Source organism: Pseudoduganella sp. (genome assembly GCF_041914865.1).
Taxonomy (GTDB): domain Bacteria; phylum Pseudomonadota; class Gammaproteobacteria; order Burkholderiales; family Burkholderiaceae_D; genus Rugamonas.
This window is the reverse complement of sequence record NZ_JAYSCO010000012.1, coordinates 67,889-81,925: the sequence shown is the minus strand read 5'-3', so window position 1 is coordinate 81,925 and position 14,037 is coordinate 67,889. Positions and strand designations below refer to the sequence as shown.

General features: G+C 68.6%; 7 protein-coding genes. 4 read left to right on the top strand and 3 right to left on the bottom strand.

Features of this window, described 5'->3' with window-relative positions; genetic code table 11:
- Position 1 precedes the first annotated feature (1 nt).
- The gene (locus tag ACE3TQ_RS08505; RefSeq protein WP_374581636.1) at positions 2–2,521 is read right to left on the bottom strand and encodes a tetratricopeptide repeat protein; all 2,520 of its coding nucleotides are present in this window, start codon (positions 2,519–2,521) and stop codon (positions 2–4) included.
- A gap of 126 nt (positions 2,522–2,647) precedes the next feature.
- Positions 2,648–10,036, bottom strand: coding sequence for a beta strand repeat-containing protein (locus ACE3TQ_RS08500; RefSeq protein WP_374581635.1), 7,389 nt, complete (start codon positions 10,034–10,036; stop codon positions 2,648–2,650).
- A gap of 192 nt (positions 10,037–10,228) precedes the next feature.
- On the opposite strand from ACE3TQ_RS08500, the gene nudC reads away from it, so the two are divergent.
- The 4 genes from nudC to ACE3TQ_RS08480 all read left to right on the top strand — a co-directional run bounded on the left by nudC (position 10,229) and on the right by ACE3TQ_RS08480 (position 13,636).
- Positions 10,229–11,023, top strand: a complete 795-nt coding sequence (gene nudC / locus ACE3TQ_RS08495) for an NAD(+) diphosphatase (protein WP_374581634.1) — start codon at positions 10,229–10,231, stop codon at positions 11,021–11,023.
- 127 nt (positions 11,024–11,150) lie between these two features.
- Positions 11,151–11,717 carry a GTP cyclohydrolase I FolE gene (gene folE, locus ACE3TQ_RS08490; RefSeq protein WP_374581632.1) on the top strand — a complete coding sequence of 189 codons (567 nt, stop codon included), beginning with the start codon at positions 11,151–11,153 and terminating at the stop codon, positions 11,715–11,717.
- A gap of 3 nt (positions 11,718–11,720) precedes the next feature.
- A complete protein-coding gene (locus ACE3TQ_RS08485) occupies positions 11,721–13,082 on the top strand; it encodes a thioredoxin family protein (RefSeq protein ID WP_374581631.1) in 1,362 nt (453 codons plus the stop codon).
- A complete protein-coding gene (locus ACE3TQ_RS08480) occupies positions 13,079–13,636 on the top strand; it encodes a GNAT family N-acetyltransferase (RefSeq protein ID WP_374581630.1) in 558 nt (185 codons plus the stop codon). Before ACE3TQ_RS08485 ends, ACE3TQ_RS08480 begins: the two co-directional genes overlap by 4 nt.
- Here the strand turns inward: ACE3TQ_RS08480 and ACE3TQ_RS08475 are convergent.
- Positions 13,620–14,018, bottom strand: coding sequence for an STY0301 family protein (locus ACE3TQ_RS08475; RefSeq protein ID WP_374581629.1), 399 nt, complete (start codon positions 14,016–14,018; stop codon positions 13,620–13,622). The genes ACE3TQ_RS08480 and ACE3TQ_RS08475 overlap by 17 nt on opposite strands.
- Positions 14,019–14,037: the final 19 nt, after the last annotated feature.

Sequence of the window (14,037 nt, the reverse complement as noted above, 5' to 3'; positions counted from 1 at the left end):
TTCAGGCGGCGACGGCGCGGATGATGTATTGGTAAGGGATGGCGTCTGCTTCCGCCTGCACCGGATCGGCGCCGGCCGCCACGGCCATGGCGCGCAGCGCGGCCGCGGTGGCGGGCGGCGGCGGCGGCATGTTCACCGTCACCATTTCCGCGATCACGTAGCCGCAGGCGGCAAACATGTCCTGCAGGGCGCTGCGGGTCAGCCAGTGCATCGGCAGCTTGCCCGGCACGCCGCCCTCCTGCGCGCGCAGGGTGCCGCCGGCCAGCGCCGCCTGCAGCAGCCAGTGCTGGGCGTTGTTGACGCAGGCCAGCACTTCTACCTGGCCGGTGGACAGGGCGCGGATGCGGCGCAGTGTGGCGGCCGGGTCGCGCAGGCGCTCCAGCGTTTCCGGGAAGATCCAGGCCTGGTTGGCGGCCAGGTTCTGCCAGTCGCCCGGGGTCAGCTGGTCCAGTTCGGTGGCCACCACGGCGCTGGCCCAGCCTTCCGGGTCATGCTGGGCCGAGATGGCGGTGTAATGCAGGCCGGGTCGGGCGTGGCGCACGGCTTGCGCCAGCTGGCCGGGGCCGACTTCGGCCACGCTGTGCAGGCCGGGGCGCAGCATGCGCAGCAGCACGCTCGGCTGCATGGCCAGTTCGCCCGGGTCGGGCACGCCGGGCTTGCCGGCCTGCTCCAGCGGGGCGTCGGTCGGCTCGCCGGGCGCGCGCACCCAGACCGTTTCCAGCAAGTCTTCCAGGTCGCGCACGAAGCGCGGCGTGTCGAACAGGGCCGACTGGTCGCGCCCGTCCACCAGGCGCTGGCGCAGGGCGGCCAGGCGCGGCCGGTCTTTGGCCAGCGCCACGGCGGTGGCGATATAGTCGTCCAGCGTGTGTGTGACCAGTTCCGGCAGGTCCATGGCGTGCAGCAGGCTGCCGGCCATGCGCGAACTGAAGGTCTTGCCGGCGCAGGTCAGCACCGGCAGGCCGGCCCACAGGGCGTCGCTGGCGGTGGTGCCGGCGTTGAACGGCGCGGTGTCGAGGAACAGGTCGGCCACCTGGTAGCGCGCCAGGTACTGGGCCGGCGGCACGCGGCCGGCGAACACCAGGCGGGTGCCGGGCACGCCGCGCGCTTCCGCTTCGCGCACCAGGTTTTCGCGCGTGGTTTCGGCGTCGGACACCAGCCACAGCACGCTGTCCGGCACCTGCTTCAGGATTTCCATCCAGGCGCTGAAGACATCCGGCGTGAACTTGTAGTTGTTGTTGAAGGAGCAGAACACCATCGTGTCTTCCGCCAGGTTGCAGTCGGCGCGCGTCGGGCGCGGGCCGATCGCGCGCTGGCGGTCGTTGATCTGGAAGGTGTTCGGCATGTGCAGCGGCTTTTCCGTGAAATACGGTTCCAGCTCGGGCGGGATCAGGAAGCGGTCGGCCAGCACGTAATCGACGCCCGGGATGGCGGTGGAGCCGGGGAAGCCGAGCCAGGTCAGCTGCACCGGGGCCGGGCGGTAGCACAGGATGCCGGCGCGCGCGCCCAAGGTCAGGCCGTGCAGGTCGACCAGGATGTCGATCTCGTTATCGCGGATGCATTGCGCCGCCTGCAGGTCGCTCATGCCGTCGATGCGGATGTAGTGGTCCATGGCGCTGACCACGCGCGCGCGCAGCGGCGAATGGTCTTCGCGGCTCCAGGAGAAGGCGTACACCTCGACGCGCGAGCGGTCGTGCAGCTCGTACAGCTCGGCGGTCAGGATTGACACCGCGTGCGAGCAGAAGTCGGACGACAGGTAGCCGATGCGCATGCGGCGGTGCGCATAGCCGGCCTCGGTGCCGAGCGGGGTGACCTTGGTGTTGACTTTCTCTTCGATGAAACGGCGCGCGGCGGCCAGCTGCTGCGCCGGCTCGGGCGAGGCGCCCAGCATGGCCAGGGCCGAGGTGCCGTCCAGCAGGTCTTCCTGCGGGATGCCGATCAGCTCGCTGTTATACACCGGCCATTCGCACAGCTTCTGGCGCAGGTGGATCCAGTGCGTGATGACGTTGCGCTGCTTGGGGTCGAGGCGCAGGCTCTGCGTCAGCATGGCTTCCGCTTCCGGCAGGCGCTTCTGGATTTCCAGCAGGCGGCCCAGGTTGTTCAGCGTTTGCAGGTGCAGGGCGCGCTGCTCGGCGATGTTGGGCACCGTGTCCAGGATTTCCTGCCAGATCTGCAGGGCGGCGTCGGGCTTGCCCAGGCGTTCCTGCAGGGTGCCCAGGTTGAGGCGCGCTTCGACGAAGAATTTGTTGAGGGCGATGGCGCGCCGGTACAGTTGTTCGGCGCCGGCGGTGTCGCCGCTGTCGGACAGCATCACGGCCAGGTTGAAGCAGACCGCGTAAGCCACCGGCGATTGTGTGTTGTCGAGCCAGCTGCGGTAGAGCGCAATGGCTTGCGGCACCTGGCCGCGGGCGGCCAGTTCCGCCGTGGCGTTAAAGAGTTCGGGCACTTGCAACTGACCCCGGGCGGCCAGCGCCTTCAGTTGCGACAGGTTGGTCAGCGGAGCGGCGGAAGCAGGTGCGGTCATTCCTTGTCTTTCTGGTCAAATCGGCGCCGCGGCGCGGCGGGCCGCAGGGCACAATCATACCCTGTTGCCCGTCGCCGCGGCGGTGTTTTTTAGCCTCCGCGCAACATTCCTCCCTATGACAGCGGCTTAGCGCGGCGCCGCCAGCAGCAGCTCGTCCGGCTTGCGCTGCTGCACCGGGCGCAGCTCGCTGCCGGCCAGGCCGGCGCTGCCCTGCGCCGAGAAGCGCGCCATCGCGTCGGCCATGGCGCCGGCGGCGTTGGCCAGCGTGCCGGCTGGCGCGGCTGGCGCGCCCGCGGCCGCCGGGACGGCCGGCAAGGCGCCTGCCGCCTGCGGTGCGGCCGCGGCCTCGAAGCCGTTCAGCGCATGGGTCAGCGCGCTGACGGCGCGGCTCATGCCGCTCGCTTCGGTGGCGAACCAGACGTCGGCCGTGCCGCCCTGGCTGCCGTCGGTGCGGGTATAGCCCGATTGCAGGCCGAGCAGGTTGCCGTTCTGCCAGCCGCTGCCCAGCTGGGCGCGGGTCGAGATGGATGCGATCTGCAAGTCCGCCAGGCCGAGCAGTTCGGAAGCATCGCTCTGGCCATCGCTGTTGCGGTCGACCCAGACGCGCAGGTCGCCATAGGCGGCATCCTGCTGGTCGATGCGGCCATCCTGGTTGCCGTCCAGCGCGGCGAGGGCCTCGTAGCCCTGGCGCGCGCGGCTGCCGTCGGCCAGCTGGCTGGCCTGGCCGAACAGCTCGCTGCCGTCGTCGATGCGGCCGTTGCGGTTGCGGTCGAGGGCCAGCAGGCCATCGTCCTTGCCGACCCAGCCGGTGCGCACTTGCTGGCCGTCGGCGCGGATGTCGAAGCGCACCCCATCGGCCATGGCCAGGGTTTCAATGCCGTCGCCATCCAGGTCCAGCACCAGCGGCGTGGCGTAGCGCGAGGAACCGACCACGAAGGCCATGGTCTGGCTCACGGTCATGACCGCCACCTGGGCATCGGTGAAGCCGCCCACCTGGGTGATGCTGAAGGCCGCCAGCGCTTCCGTGGTCAGGACCTGGGCATGGGCCGTGGTCAGGGCGCCGATTTCGGCGGTGGTCAGGGCCGCGGCCTGGGCCGTGGTCAGGGCTGCCACCTGGGCCGTGGTCAGGGCCGCAATCTGCGCCGTGCTGAGCGAGGCCACCTGGCTGCCGCTCAGGGCCGCGAACTGGGTCGTGGTCAGGGCGGCAACCTGGGTCGTGGTCAGCACCGCCAGCTGGGCCGTGGTCAGCGCCTGCACCTGGGCCGTGTCGAAGGCTTGCAGCTGGGCCGCCGTCAGGGCCAGCAGCTGGCTGTTCTTCAACGCCGCCACCTGGGTCGTGCTGAAACCGGCCAGCTGGGTATTGCTGAAGTAGCTCATCTGTGTGGCGGTGAAGGCGCCGATCTGGCTGGTGCCCAGTACCACCAGCTGGCTGGTGGCCAGGGCGCCGACCTGGTCGATGTCGAGCGCGGCGATCTGGGTGTTCTTGAGCGCCTGCATCTGCTCGGTCTTCAGGGCGCCCACGCTGGCCACGCTGAACATGGCGACCTGGCTGGCCGTCATGGTCTGGATCTGGCTGGTGCTCAGGGCCTGCACCTGGTCGGTGCTGAGCACATTGACCTGGTCGCCGGTGAGGGCGGTGATCTGCGACAGCTTGATGCCAGTCACCTGGTCGGTGCTGAGCGACTGCACCTGGGCATTGGTCAGCAGCGGCAGCTGGGTGTTGGTGAAGTAGCCGATCTGGGTCGCGCTCAGGCCCGACAGCTGCAGGGTGCTGAGGGCGAACATCTGGTCTGCGCTGAGGGCGCTGATCTGCACGCTGCCCAGACCGCCCATCTGCGCCGAATCGAGCGCGCGCAGCTGGTCGGTGCTGAGCGAGACCACCTGCGCCGCCGTCAGGGCGGTGAGCTGGGCCGTGCCGAGGCGGCTGACCTGGTCGGTCGTGAGCGCATCGAGCGCGGTCAGGCTCAGGGCCGCCACCTGCAGGCTGCCGAAGGCATTCAGCTGGTCGCTCGACAGGACGTGCAGCTGGGCGCTGGTGATGGCGCCGGCCTGGCCGACCGCGAGGCCGGCCAGCTGGCTGGTGGAGAGCGAGCTGAACTGGGTGGTGCTGAGCGCGGCCAGCTGGCTGGTGCCGAGTGCCGCCAGGGTGCGGGTCGCCAGCACGGCCAGGTCGGCTGTTTCCAGCGCCAGGGCTTGCGCGTCCAGCAGGGCCGCCACCTGGGCCGTGGTAAGGGCGGCCGCCTGGTCAGTGGTCAGGGCCACGATCTGCGCCGTGCTCAGGCCGCCGGACACCTGGTCGCCGCGCAAGCCTTGCAGGGCGGCGGTCGACAGGGAGGCGAACTGGTCGGTATCGAGGCTGCCCAGCTGGTCATAGCTGAGGGCGCCGACCTGGCGGCTGGCCAGCAGCGCTACCTGGCCGGTGGACAGGGCTGCCAGCTGCGCGGTGGTCAGGCCGAGTGCGACCTGGCGCGTGGTCAGGGCGGCCAGGCCGCTGGCCGACAGGTTGTTGAGCTGGTCGCTGCCGAGCGCCGCCACCTGGTCGGTGGTGAGGGCCGCCACCTGGCGCGAGGCCAGCGCCGCCACCTGGCTGGTGGACAGGCCGGCCAGGGTATCGGTGGCCAGTGCCGTCAGCGGCGCGGTGGCGAGGGCGGCCAGGTCGGCCGTTTCCAGCACGTTCAGCTGGTCGCTGGACAGGGCCAGCAGCTGGTTGCTGCCGAGCGCGGCCGCCTGCTGCGTGGTGAGGGCGATCAGCTGGTCGCTGCCGAGGGCGGCGAGCTGGTCGGAACCCAGGCTGTTGAGCTGGCTGGTCTTCAGCGCCGCCACCTGGTCCGACGCCAGGGCAGCGAGCTGGTCGCTGTTCAGGGCGCCCAGCTGCAGGGTGGCCAGGCCCTGGATCTGGCTGGTGGTCAGGGCCGTGACCTGCTGGCTGCCCAGCGCGCCGACCTGGTCGGTCGTAAGCGCGGCCAGCTGGCGCGTGGCCATGGCTTGCAGCTGGTCGGTGGCCAGGTGGGCCATGGTGTCGGTGGCCAGCGCGCGCACCTGGGCCGTGCCGAGGGCGGCAAAGTCCACGGTTTCCATCGCGTTCAGCTGGTCGCTGCCGAGCGCCGCGGCCTGCGCGGTGCCGAAGGCGGCTACCTGGCGCGTGGTCAGGGCCACGATCTGGTCGCTGGACAGGCTGCCCAGCTGGTCGCTGTGCAGGCTGTTGAGCTGGTTGGTCTTCAGCGCCGCCACCTGGTCGGTGCCAAAAGCCAGCAGCTGGTTGCTGCTGAGGACACCGAGCTGGGCTGTGCCCAGGCTCGACACTTGCGCCGTGCTCAGCAGGATGAGCTGGTCGGTCGACAGGGCCGACACCTGGCTGGTGGACAGGGCCGAGGTTTGTTGCGTGGTCAGCGCCATGAACTGGTCGGTGCCCAGGTAGTTGACCTGGTCGGCGCTGAGGGCGGCCAGGCTGGCTGAGTTCAGGGCCGCCACCACGGCGGTGTTCAGGGTCTGCAGCTGGGCGCTGGTGAGCGCCTGCACCTGGGCGGTGGACAGGCCGCTGGCCTGGCGCGTGCTGAGCGCGGCCATCTGTTCGATGGTCAGGGCCGCTACTACGGCGGTGGACAGGGCCTGCATCTGCGCGCTCGACAGCTGGGCAAACTGGTCCAGGCTGAGCGAGGACGCCTGGCCCGACGTCAGCGCCGCCACCTGGCCGGTGGTCAGGGTGGCGATCTGGTCGGTGGTGAAGGCCGACAGCTGGTCGGTGCTGAGGGCCGACAGCAGGCCCGTGCCGAGGCTGCTGGTCTGGGCCGTGCCCAGTTCGGCCAGCTGGGCCTGGTTCAGTGCCGCCAGCTGGGTCGTGCTCAGGCTGTTCAGCTGGCTGCTGGTCAGCGCCACCACGTCTTCCAGCTCGATCACATTGACCTGGTCGGTGGTCAGGGCGCGTACCTGGGCCGTGCCCAGGCTGGCGACCTGGCTGCTGGTCAGGGCCATCACCTGGTAGGTGGACAGGGCCTGCACCTGGCGGCTGGTGAGCGAACGCAGCTGGCCGCTGGTCAGCGCCTGCACCTGCCAGGCGCCCAGGCGCTGCACCTGCTCGGTGGCCAGGGCGGCGAACTGGCTGGTGCGCAGGGCGGCCAGGTCCTGGGTTTCCAGGGCCAGCAGCTGGTCGGAGCTGAAGGCGTTGAACTGGGTCGCGGTCAGGCTTTGCATCTGCAGCGTGGTCAGCGCCGCGATCTGGTTCGTGGTCCAGGTGGCGATGACAGCGGTGCTGAGGCCGGTCAGCTGGGTGTTGCGCAGGGCGGCAATGGCGTCCGGGCTCAGGGCCTGGAACTGGTCGCTGCTCATGCCGGCCAGCTGGGTGGCGGTCAGGCTGACCGCCTGCGCCGTGGTCAGGGCCGCCACCTGGCTGGTGGACAGGCCGCCGATCTGGGTGCTGCTCAGGGCCGCAATCCAGGCGCCCGGCAAGCTTTGCAACTGGGCGATGGTGAGGGCGGCCAGTTGTTCGGTACGGAAGCCCCACAGCTGGCTGGTGCGCAGGGCGGCCAGGTCGTCATTTTCCAGCGCCTGCACCTGCGTGGTGGACAGCGCGCCCAGCTGGCCCCCGACGATCAGGCCGGCCTGGGCCGTGGTGAGGGCAGCCAGGTGGGCGGTGTCGAGCGAGGCCACCTGGTCGGTGGACAGGCCGGCAATGGCGGCCGCTTTCAGGGCGGCGAAGTCGGCCAGTTCCAGCGCGGCGAGCTGGGCGGTGCTGAAGGCCAGCAGCTGCGCAGCGTTCAGGGCCGCCGCCTGGTGGGTCTGCAGCGCCACCACCTGGCTGGTGCTGAGGCCGGCTACCTGGATGCTGTTGAGGGCGGAAAGCAGGGCGCCGTTCAGCGCCTGCACCTGGGCCGTGGTGAGCTGGCTGAACTGGTCGGAACCCAGGCCGGCCACCTGCACCTGGCGCAGCACGGCCACGTCCTCGGTCGACAGGGCGCGCAGCTGGGTGCTGTCGAGCGCCATCAGCTGGCGGCTGCCCAGGGCAAACACCTGGGTCGTGGTCAGGGCGGCGATCTGGTCGCTGCTGAGCGCGGCGAACAGGGTGGTGCCGAGGGCCGCCACCTGGGTCTGCTTGAGCGCGCCAATGGCGCTGCTGCTGATGGCGGCGATCTGGCTGGTGTCCAGGCTGTTCAGCTGCGCGCTGCTGAGGCCGCCCAGCTGGATGCCGCTCAGCACCGCGAACTGGCTCGACGTCAGGGTGTCGAGCTGGCCGGTGGTGAGGCCGGCCACCTGGTGGCTGCCCAGGGCCTGCAATTGCTGGCTGCCCAGGGCGCGCAGCTGGTTGCTGCTGAGGACGGCCATCTGCGCCGCGCGCAGCACGGCCAGGTCGGCCGTTTCCAGGGCCAGCAGCTGGTCGGTGGTGAGCGCCTGCAGCTGGCGCGTGCCGAGGTTGGCCGCTTGCGCCGTGGTCAGCGCCACCAGCTGGGCGTCGCTCAGGGCCTGCACCTGCTGCGAGCTGAGGGCATTGACCTGGTTGCTGCGCAGGGCGGCGAAGTCGCGCGTGCCGAGGGCCAGCAGCTGGTCGGTCTTGAGCGACACCATCTGCGCCGTCGTCATGGCGGCGGCCTGGGCCGTGGTGAAGGCGGCGATCTGTTCCGTTTTCAGCGCGGTCAGCTGCAGGGTCGACAACTGGGCGATCTGCAGGGTGCTCATGCTGGCGATCTGCTCGGTATCCAGGGCCAGCACGGCGCTGGTGCCGAGCGCGGCGACCTGGTGGCTCTTCAGCGCCGCAAAGGTGGCGGTGCTGAAGGCGGCCAGCTGTTCGGTGCTGATCACGCTCAGCTGCAGGGTGGTCAAGCCTTGCGCCTGGGCCGTGGTGAGGGCGGCGACCAGGCCGGTCTCCAGCGCCACGATCTGGTTGGTGCGCAATGCCGACACCTGGTTGCTGCGCAGGGCGGCAAAGTCGGCGGCGGTCAGGGCGTTCAGCAGGTCGGTCGACAGCGCGGCCAGGTGGCGCGTGCCGAGCGCCTGCAGCTGGCTGGTGTTGAGCGCGTCGAACTGGTCGCTGTTGAAGGCATTCAGCTGCTGGGTGGCCAGGATCGAGACCTGGGCCGTGGTCAGGGCCTTGACCTGGTCGCTGCCCAGGCTGCCGATGGTCTCGGTGGCCAGGCTCGGCAGGGCGTGCGTGGCCAGGCGTGCCAGGTCGGCCGTTTCCAGCGCCGCCACCTGGTTGTTGTCGAGGGCGGCCACCTGGTGGCTGCGCAGCACCGAGGCTTGCAGCGTGCTCAGGGCGGCGATCTTGTCGGTGCCGAGCCAGCTGATCTGGGCGGTGCTGAGCGACTGGATCTGGGCTGTGTTCAGGGTGGCGAACTGGGCAGTGGTGAGCGCGGCCAGCTGGTCGCTGGTCAGCGCGGCCACCTGCTGCGTCTTCAGCACGTTCAGGTTGCGGCTGACCAGGGCTGCCATCTGGTCCGAGCTCATGGCGTCCAGCTGGCGCGTGCCCAGGCCGCCGGCCTGGACCGAGGTCAGGGCCAGGATCTGCTGCGTGCTGAAGGCCTGGATTTGCGCACTGTTGAGGACGTTCAGCTGCTGCGTCTTGAGCGCGGCGACATCGGCCGTCTGCATGGCTGCCAGCTGGTCGGTGCCCATGCCCGCCACCTGGCGCGTATTCAGGGCGCCCACCTGCAAGGTGGTCAGGGCCACGATGTGGGCGCTGTCCAGGGCCGCGAACTGGGTCGAGGACAGGCTGGAAATCTGCAAGGTGGTCAGCGACGCGAACTGGTCGGTGGTCAGCAGGTCCAGCCCTTCGCCGGCCAGCACGGCCAGGTGCTGGCTGCGCAGGGCGACCAGGTCGGCCGTTTCCATGGCCGCCAGCTGGGTGCCGTCCAGGCCGGCCACGTGCTGGGTGCCCAGGCTGGCCACCTGGGCCGTGGTCAGCGCCACCACCTGTCTGGTGCTGAGGGCGCCGATCTGGGCGCTGTCGAAGCCGACCAGCTGCTGCGTCTTCAGGGCGGCGATCTGGTGCGTGCCGAAGGCGCCGATCTGGTCGCTGCTCAGGGCGCGCAGGGTGCGCGTGCTGAGCGCGGCCACCTGGGCCGTGGTCAGCTGGGCGATCTGGTCGGTGACCAGCTTGGTGACCTGGGTGGTCGACAGCATATTGATGGCGCTGCTGTTCAGCACCGCGAAGTCCTCCGACTCCATGGCATCGAACTGCGCCTCGGTCAGCACCCCGACCTGGGTCGAGGTCAGCGCCGCCGCCTGTTTGGTGCTCAGGGCCACGATCGAGTCGGTGCTCAGGGCGCGCACCTGGGCCGTGGTCAGGGCCTGCAGCTGGTGGGTGTTAAAGGCCGGCAGCTGCTTGCTGGTGAGCACGGCGATATCGGCGGTGGGCAGGTATTTGACCTGGAAAGCACTGAGGGCGCCCAATTGGGTGCTGTTCAGCACGAGGAACTGATTCGTGGTTATCGACGCAAGCTCTGCGGTAGTCAGCGCCGCCATCTGGCTGGTGGTAATCGACGCGACTTGGTCGGAGTTCAGGGAGGATATGATCAGGCTCATGATGTCAGAATAAAAGGGCTCCACACGACACTCTATATTAATGGAGAAAGTGTTGATTCGCAGAAAAAGTAGGGAAATACCGCGTAAATCTAGCCATTAAAACAATGACTTAGAGATGAAAAGCGACTCAGCAATAAGTAATCTTGGAATCAAGGTAATATCACTTTTTTAATTGTTTGAAGACGGCTGACCATGTTGCAAACCCCCGCCTCATTCGTGCCAATGCTGAGGGCGCCTGAAAATGCCGAGCGCCTGACCTTCCTGTTCCACCGCGACCGCCTTTTGTTGCGCGAAGGCAACTTGACTTTGCCCGAGCACGTGCAGGTCGACGCCGCCCGCGTGCACCCGCTGGGCGACTGGAACGGGCGCCACTGCCAGGTGGCCTGGACCGAGGACGAGCAGGCGCCGCCCGGCCACGCCTTTGTCGGCCTGCGCGCCCTGTTCGGCGCGGTGGGCGACGACTTCCTCGGCATCGCCGGGCGCGCCTTCCAGGTCGCCGAATGGGCGCGCACGCACCGCTTCTGCGGCGCCTGCGCCGGGCCGATGGCGCGCGCCGAGGGCGAACGCGCCATGCGCTGCAGCGCCTGCGGCCACCTGGCCTACCCGCGCATCTCGCCGGCCATGATGGTGCTGATCAGGAAGGGCGGGCAGCGCCTGCTGGCCTGCCACGCCAATTCCCCCTACAAGCGCTTCACCGCCCTGGCCGGCTTCCTGGAAGCGGGCGAATCGATCGAAGAAGCGGTGCACCGCGAAGTATTCGAGGAAGTCGGCCTGCGCGTGCACAAGCTGCAGTACTTCGGCAGCCAGTCCTGGCCCTTCCCGCACTCCCTGATGATTGCCTACACCGCCGAATACCTCGATGGCGAGATCGTCACCGACCCCAACGAGATCAGCGAAGCGCGCTGGTTCGGCCCCGGCGACGAATGGCCCACGCTGTCGCACACCGTGTCCATCGCCAGCGAGCTCCTGGCCGCCAACCGGCCGTGAAAATTCGGGGTCAGGTCTGACAATCGGACATTTTTCTGCGAAAAATGTCCGATTGTCAGACCTGACCCCGAATTTTTTTTCGCTGTATACTGGTGGATTAGATTCAACTTTTCACGGTCCTGACATCATGACGAAAGAAGTATTCACCGAAGCCGACTGGCGCCGCCTGCTGGAGCACCTGGGCGAGGACCCGGACCGCCCGGGCCTGGTCGAAACCCCGCACCGCGTGCACAAGGCGTGGAAGCACTGGGTTTCGGGCTATGGCCAGGACCCGGCTGAAGTGCTGAAGGCTTTCGAGGACGGCGCGGAGCAGTACAACGAGCTGATCGTCGTGAAGAACATCCCCGTGTACAGCCATTGCGAGCACCACCTGGCGCCGTTCTTCGGCAAGGCCACCGTGGGCTATGTCCCGAACGGCAAGATCGTCGGCCTGTCCAAGCTGACCCGCCTGGTGGACGTGTTCTCCAAGCGCCTGCAGGTGCAGGAGCGCATGACCATGCAGATCGCCGAGGCGCTGATGGACGTGCTGGAGCCGAAGGCGGTGGGCGTGGTGGTGAAGTGCCGCCACCTGTGCATGGAGTCGCGCGGCATCCGCACCGCCGGCGAAGAGACGGTGACGTCCGCCATGCTGGGCGAGCTGCAGCCTAACCTGGCCATGCGCACCGAGTTCCTGGCCCTGGCGCGCGAGTCCTGATCCATGGCGGACGCGATCGAGTGGTTCGAAGGCGGCTTTGACGCTGCCCTGGCTGCGGCACGCGAGGCTGGCCGTTCCCTGTTCCTGTATTGGGGCGCTGCGTGGTGCCCGCCGTGCAACCGGGTCAAGTACGAGATCTTCGGCCGCGAGGAGTTCCCCGCCCAGCTGCAAAGCATGCTGGCGATCCAGGTCGATGGCGACAGCCCGAACGCGCAGGCCCTGGCCGCGCGCCTGAAGCTGCGCAGCTATCCGACCATGGTGATGTACCGTCCGGATGGCAGCGAAATCACGCGCCTGCCGTGCGAACTCGATGGCGAACTGTTTGGCGAAGCCCTGATGGCGGCGCGCTTTGCCGGCAAGTCGGCCGGCGAGTCGATGGCCGCCGCGCTGGAAGGCACGCGCACCCTGGCGCCGTCCGAATGGACGCTGCTGTCGAATTATTCCTGGGATACCGACGAAGGCGTGCTGCTGCAAGGGCGCGACCTGGGCGTGACCCTGGCCACGCTGGCGCAGCTGGCCAGCGCCGCGGTGACGGGCGAGGCGCCGGCTGCCGCGCGCCAGGTGGAGGATGCGGCAACGCGCCTGCGCCTGCACGCGCTGGTGGCGCAGGCCGGCCGCGTGGCCGATGCGGCGTCGCCTGAATTCCTGCTGTCCGTGCTGGCCGATGCGCGTGTTGCGCGCGCCAATATGGACATCTTCGGCAACAGCGGCCACCAGCTGGTGCGCGCCGCGCCGGCCCGCCACGCCGAACTGGCGGCCGCCATGGCCAAGGCCGCGCATGTGTGGGCGGAAGACATGTGGCTGTCGGCGCCGGACCGCCTGACCGCCGTGCGCCTGCAAATGCGCATGGCGCGCCTGGGCCATGCCGATGCCAGCCTGCCGCAACTGGTGCGGACCCGTATCGAGCAGGCGCTGGCGCTGGTGGACGACAAGTACGGCCGTCACACGCTGGTGAATACCGCCGTCAGCGCGCTGAACGATGCCGGCCTGCCGGCCGAAGCGGAGGCGCTGCTGCAAGCTTCGCTGGCTGGTTCGCATTCGCCGTACTACTTCATGCTGAGCCTTGCTTCGTCGGCCAAGCGGCGCGGCGACCTGCCGGGCATGCTGAACTGGTATGAGCAGGCCTGGCGCGCTGCCGTGGGTCCGGCCACCCGCATCCAGTGGGGCACGACCTATCTGCTGGCGCTGGTGGACACCACGCCGGGCGATACGGCGCGCATCGAAGCCGCTGCCGCCGGCCTGGCGCAGGACTTCGCCGCCGCGCCGGACGCGTTCGAGCAACGTAACCTGTCGCAAGCGCAGAAGCTGCTGGCCAAGCTGCCGCAGGACCTACCGCTGGCAGCAACCCTGAGGGAGAAGCTATGACAGCGAGCTTTGTCAAACCAGCCAAGGTAATCGGCAAGACCGTGGTGCTGCGCGATGCCACGGTGGACGATGCGGAGTTCATCCTGGGCCTGCGCACCGACCCGGTGAAGGGCCGCTTCCTGTCCGCCACCGCAAACGATGTGGCGGCGCAGAAGGCCTGGCTGGCCAAGTATGCCGGCGACAACAGCCAGGTCTACTTCATCATCGAAGACAAGAACGGCGAGCGTTACGGCACCGTCAGGCTGTATGACCAGCAGGGCGATTCGTTCTGCTGGGGTTCCTGGATCCTGCGCGAAGGCCGCCCGAGCGGCTTCGCCTACGAGTCGGCGCTGATGGTGTACCGCTTTGCGCTGACGCTCGGCTTCACCCAATGCCACTTCGATGTCCGCAAGGGCAATGAGTCGGTGTGGCAGTTCCACGAGCGCTTTGGCGCCGTGCGCTCGGGCGAGACCGAACTCGATTACCTCTACACCATCTCGCTCGACGCCATCAACGCTGCGCTGGAAAAATACAGCAAGCAGCTGCCTGGCATCGAGGTCATTCCTCGCAGCTGATTCGTTTCACGGTCTCGAAATTTCGCGCATGGTCCAGCGTGACGCTGCATGCGCGCGTCCCTGGCGCCAGCCTGCGCGCCAATATCGCGTTGGTACCGGTGTAGGAGCAGACCAGCCAGGGTTCCTGCGCTGCCGTGAACCGGTAGTGCAGAAGCTTGTGCTTGCCCGAACGCGACTCCCTGTCGTACATCAATGTCGCCTGGCGGGACGGCGGACCGTCGCTGAACTGCGCGAAGTAGAACCTGTGCGGAGTTTGCGCCTCGTGCGCGCTCCAGCCCTCGACTGCGACGACTTTCTGCTCGATTTCGACAAGCGGCGGGCAATTCACGACGCCGCCCGCGCCATCCGCCAGGCCGGCTGCGATCAATATCAGGATCTTCATTGGGCTGGCCCCTGCCACG

Bases quoted from the DNA above. Each gene is read 5' to 3' on its own strand.
- ACE3TQ_RS08505 (WP_374581636.1), bottom strand. From the start codon at position 2,521: ATGACCGCACCTGCTTCCGCCGCTCCGCTGACCAACCTGTCGCAACTG.
- ACE3TQ_RS08500 (WP_374581635.1), bottom strand. From the start codon at position 10,036: ATGAGCCTGATCATATCCTCCCTGAACTCCGACCAAGTCGCGTCGATT.
- nudC (WP_374581634.1), top strand. From the start codon at position 10,229: ATGTTGCAAACCCCCGCCTCATTCGTGCCAATGCTGAGGGCGCCTGAA.
- folE (WP_374581632.1), top strand. From the start codon at position 11,151: ATGACGAAAGAAGTATTCACCGAAGCCGACTGGCGCCGCCTGCTGGAG.
- ACE3TQ_RS08485 (WP_374581631.1), top strand. From the start codon at position 11,721: ATGGCGGACGCGATCGAGTGGTTCGAAGGCGGCTTTGACGCTGCCCTG.
- ACE3TQ_RS08480 (WP_374581630.1), top strand. From the start codon at position 13,079: ATGACAGCGAGCTTTGTCAAACCAGCCAAGGTAATCGGCAAGACCGTG.
- ACE3TQ_RS08475 (WP_374581629.1), bottom strand. From the start codon at position 14,018: ATGAAGATCCTGATATTGATCGCAGCCGGCCTGGCGGATGGCGCGGGC.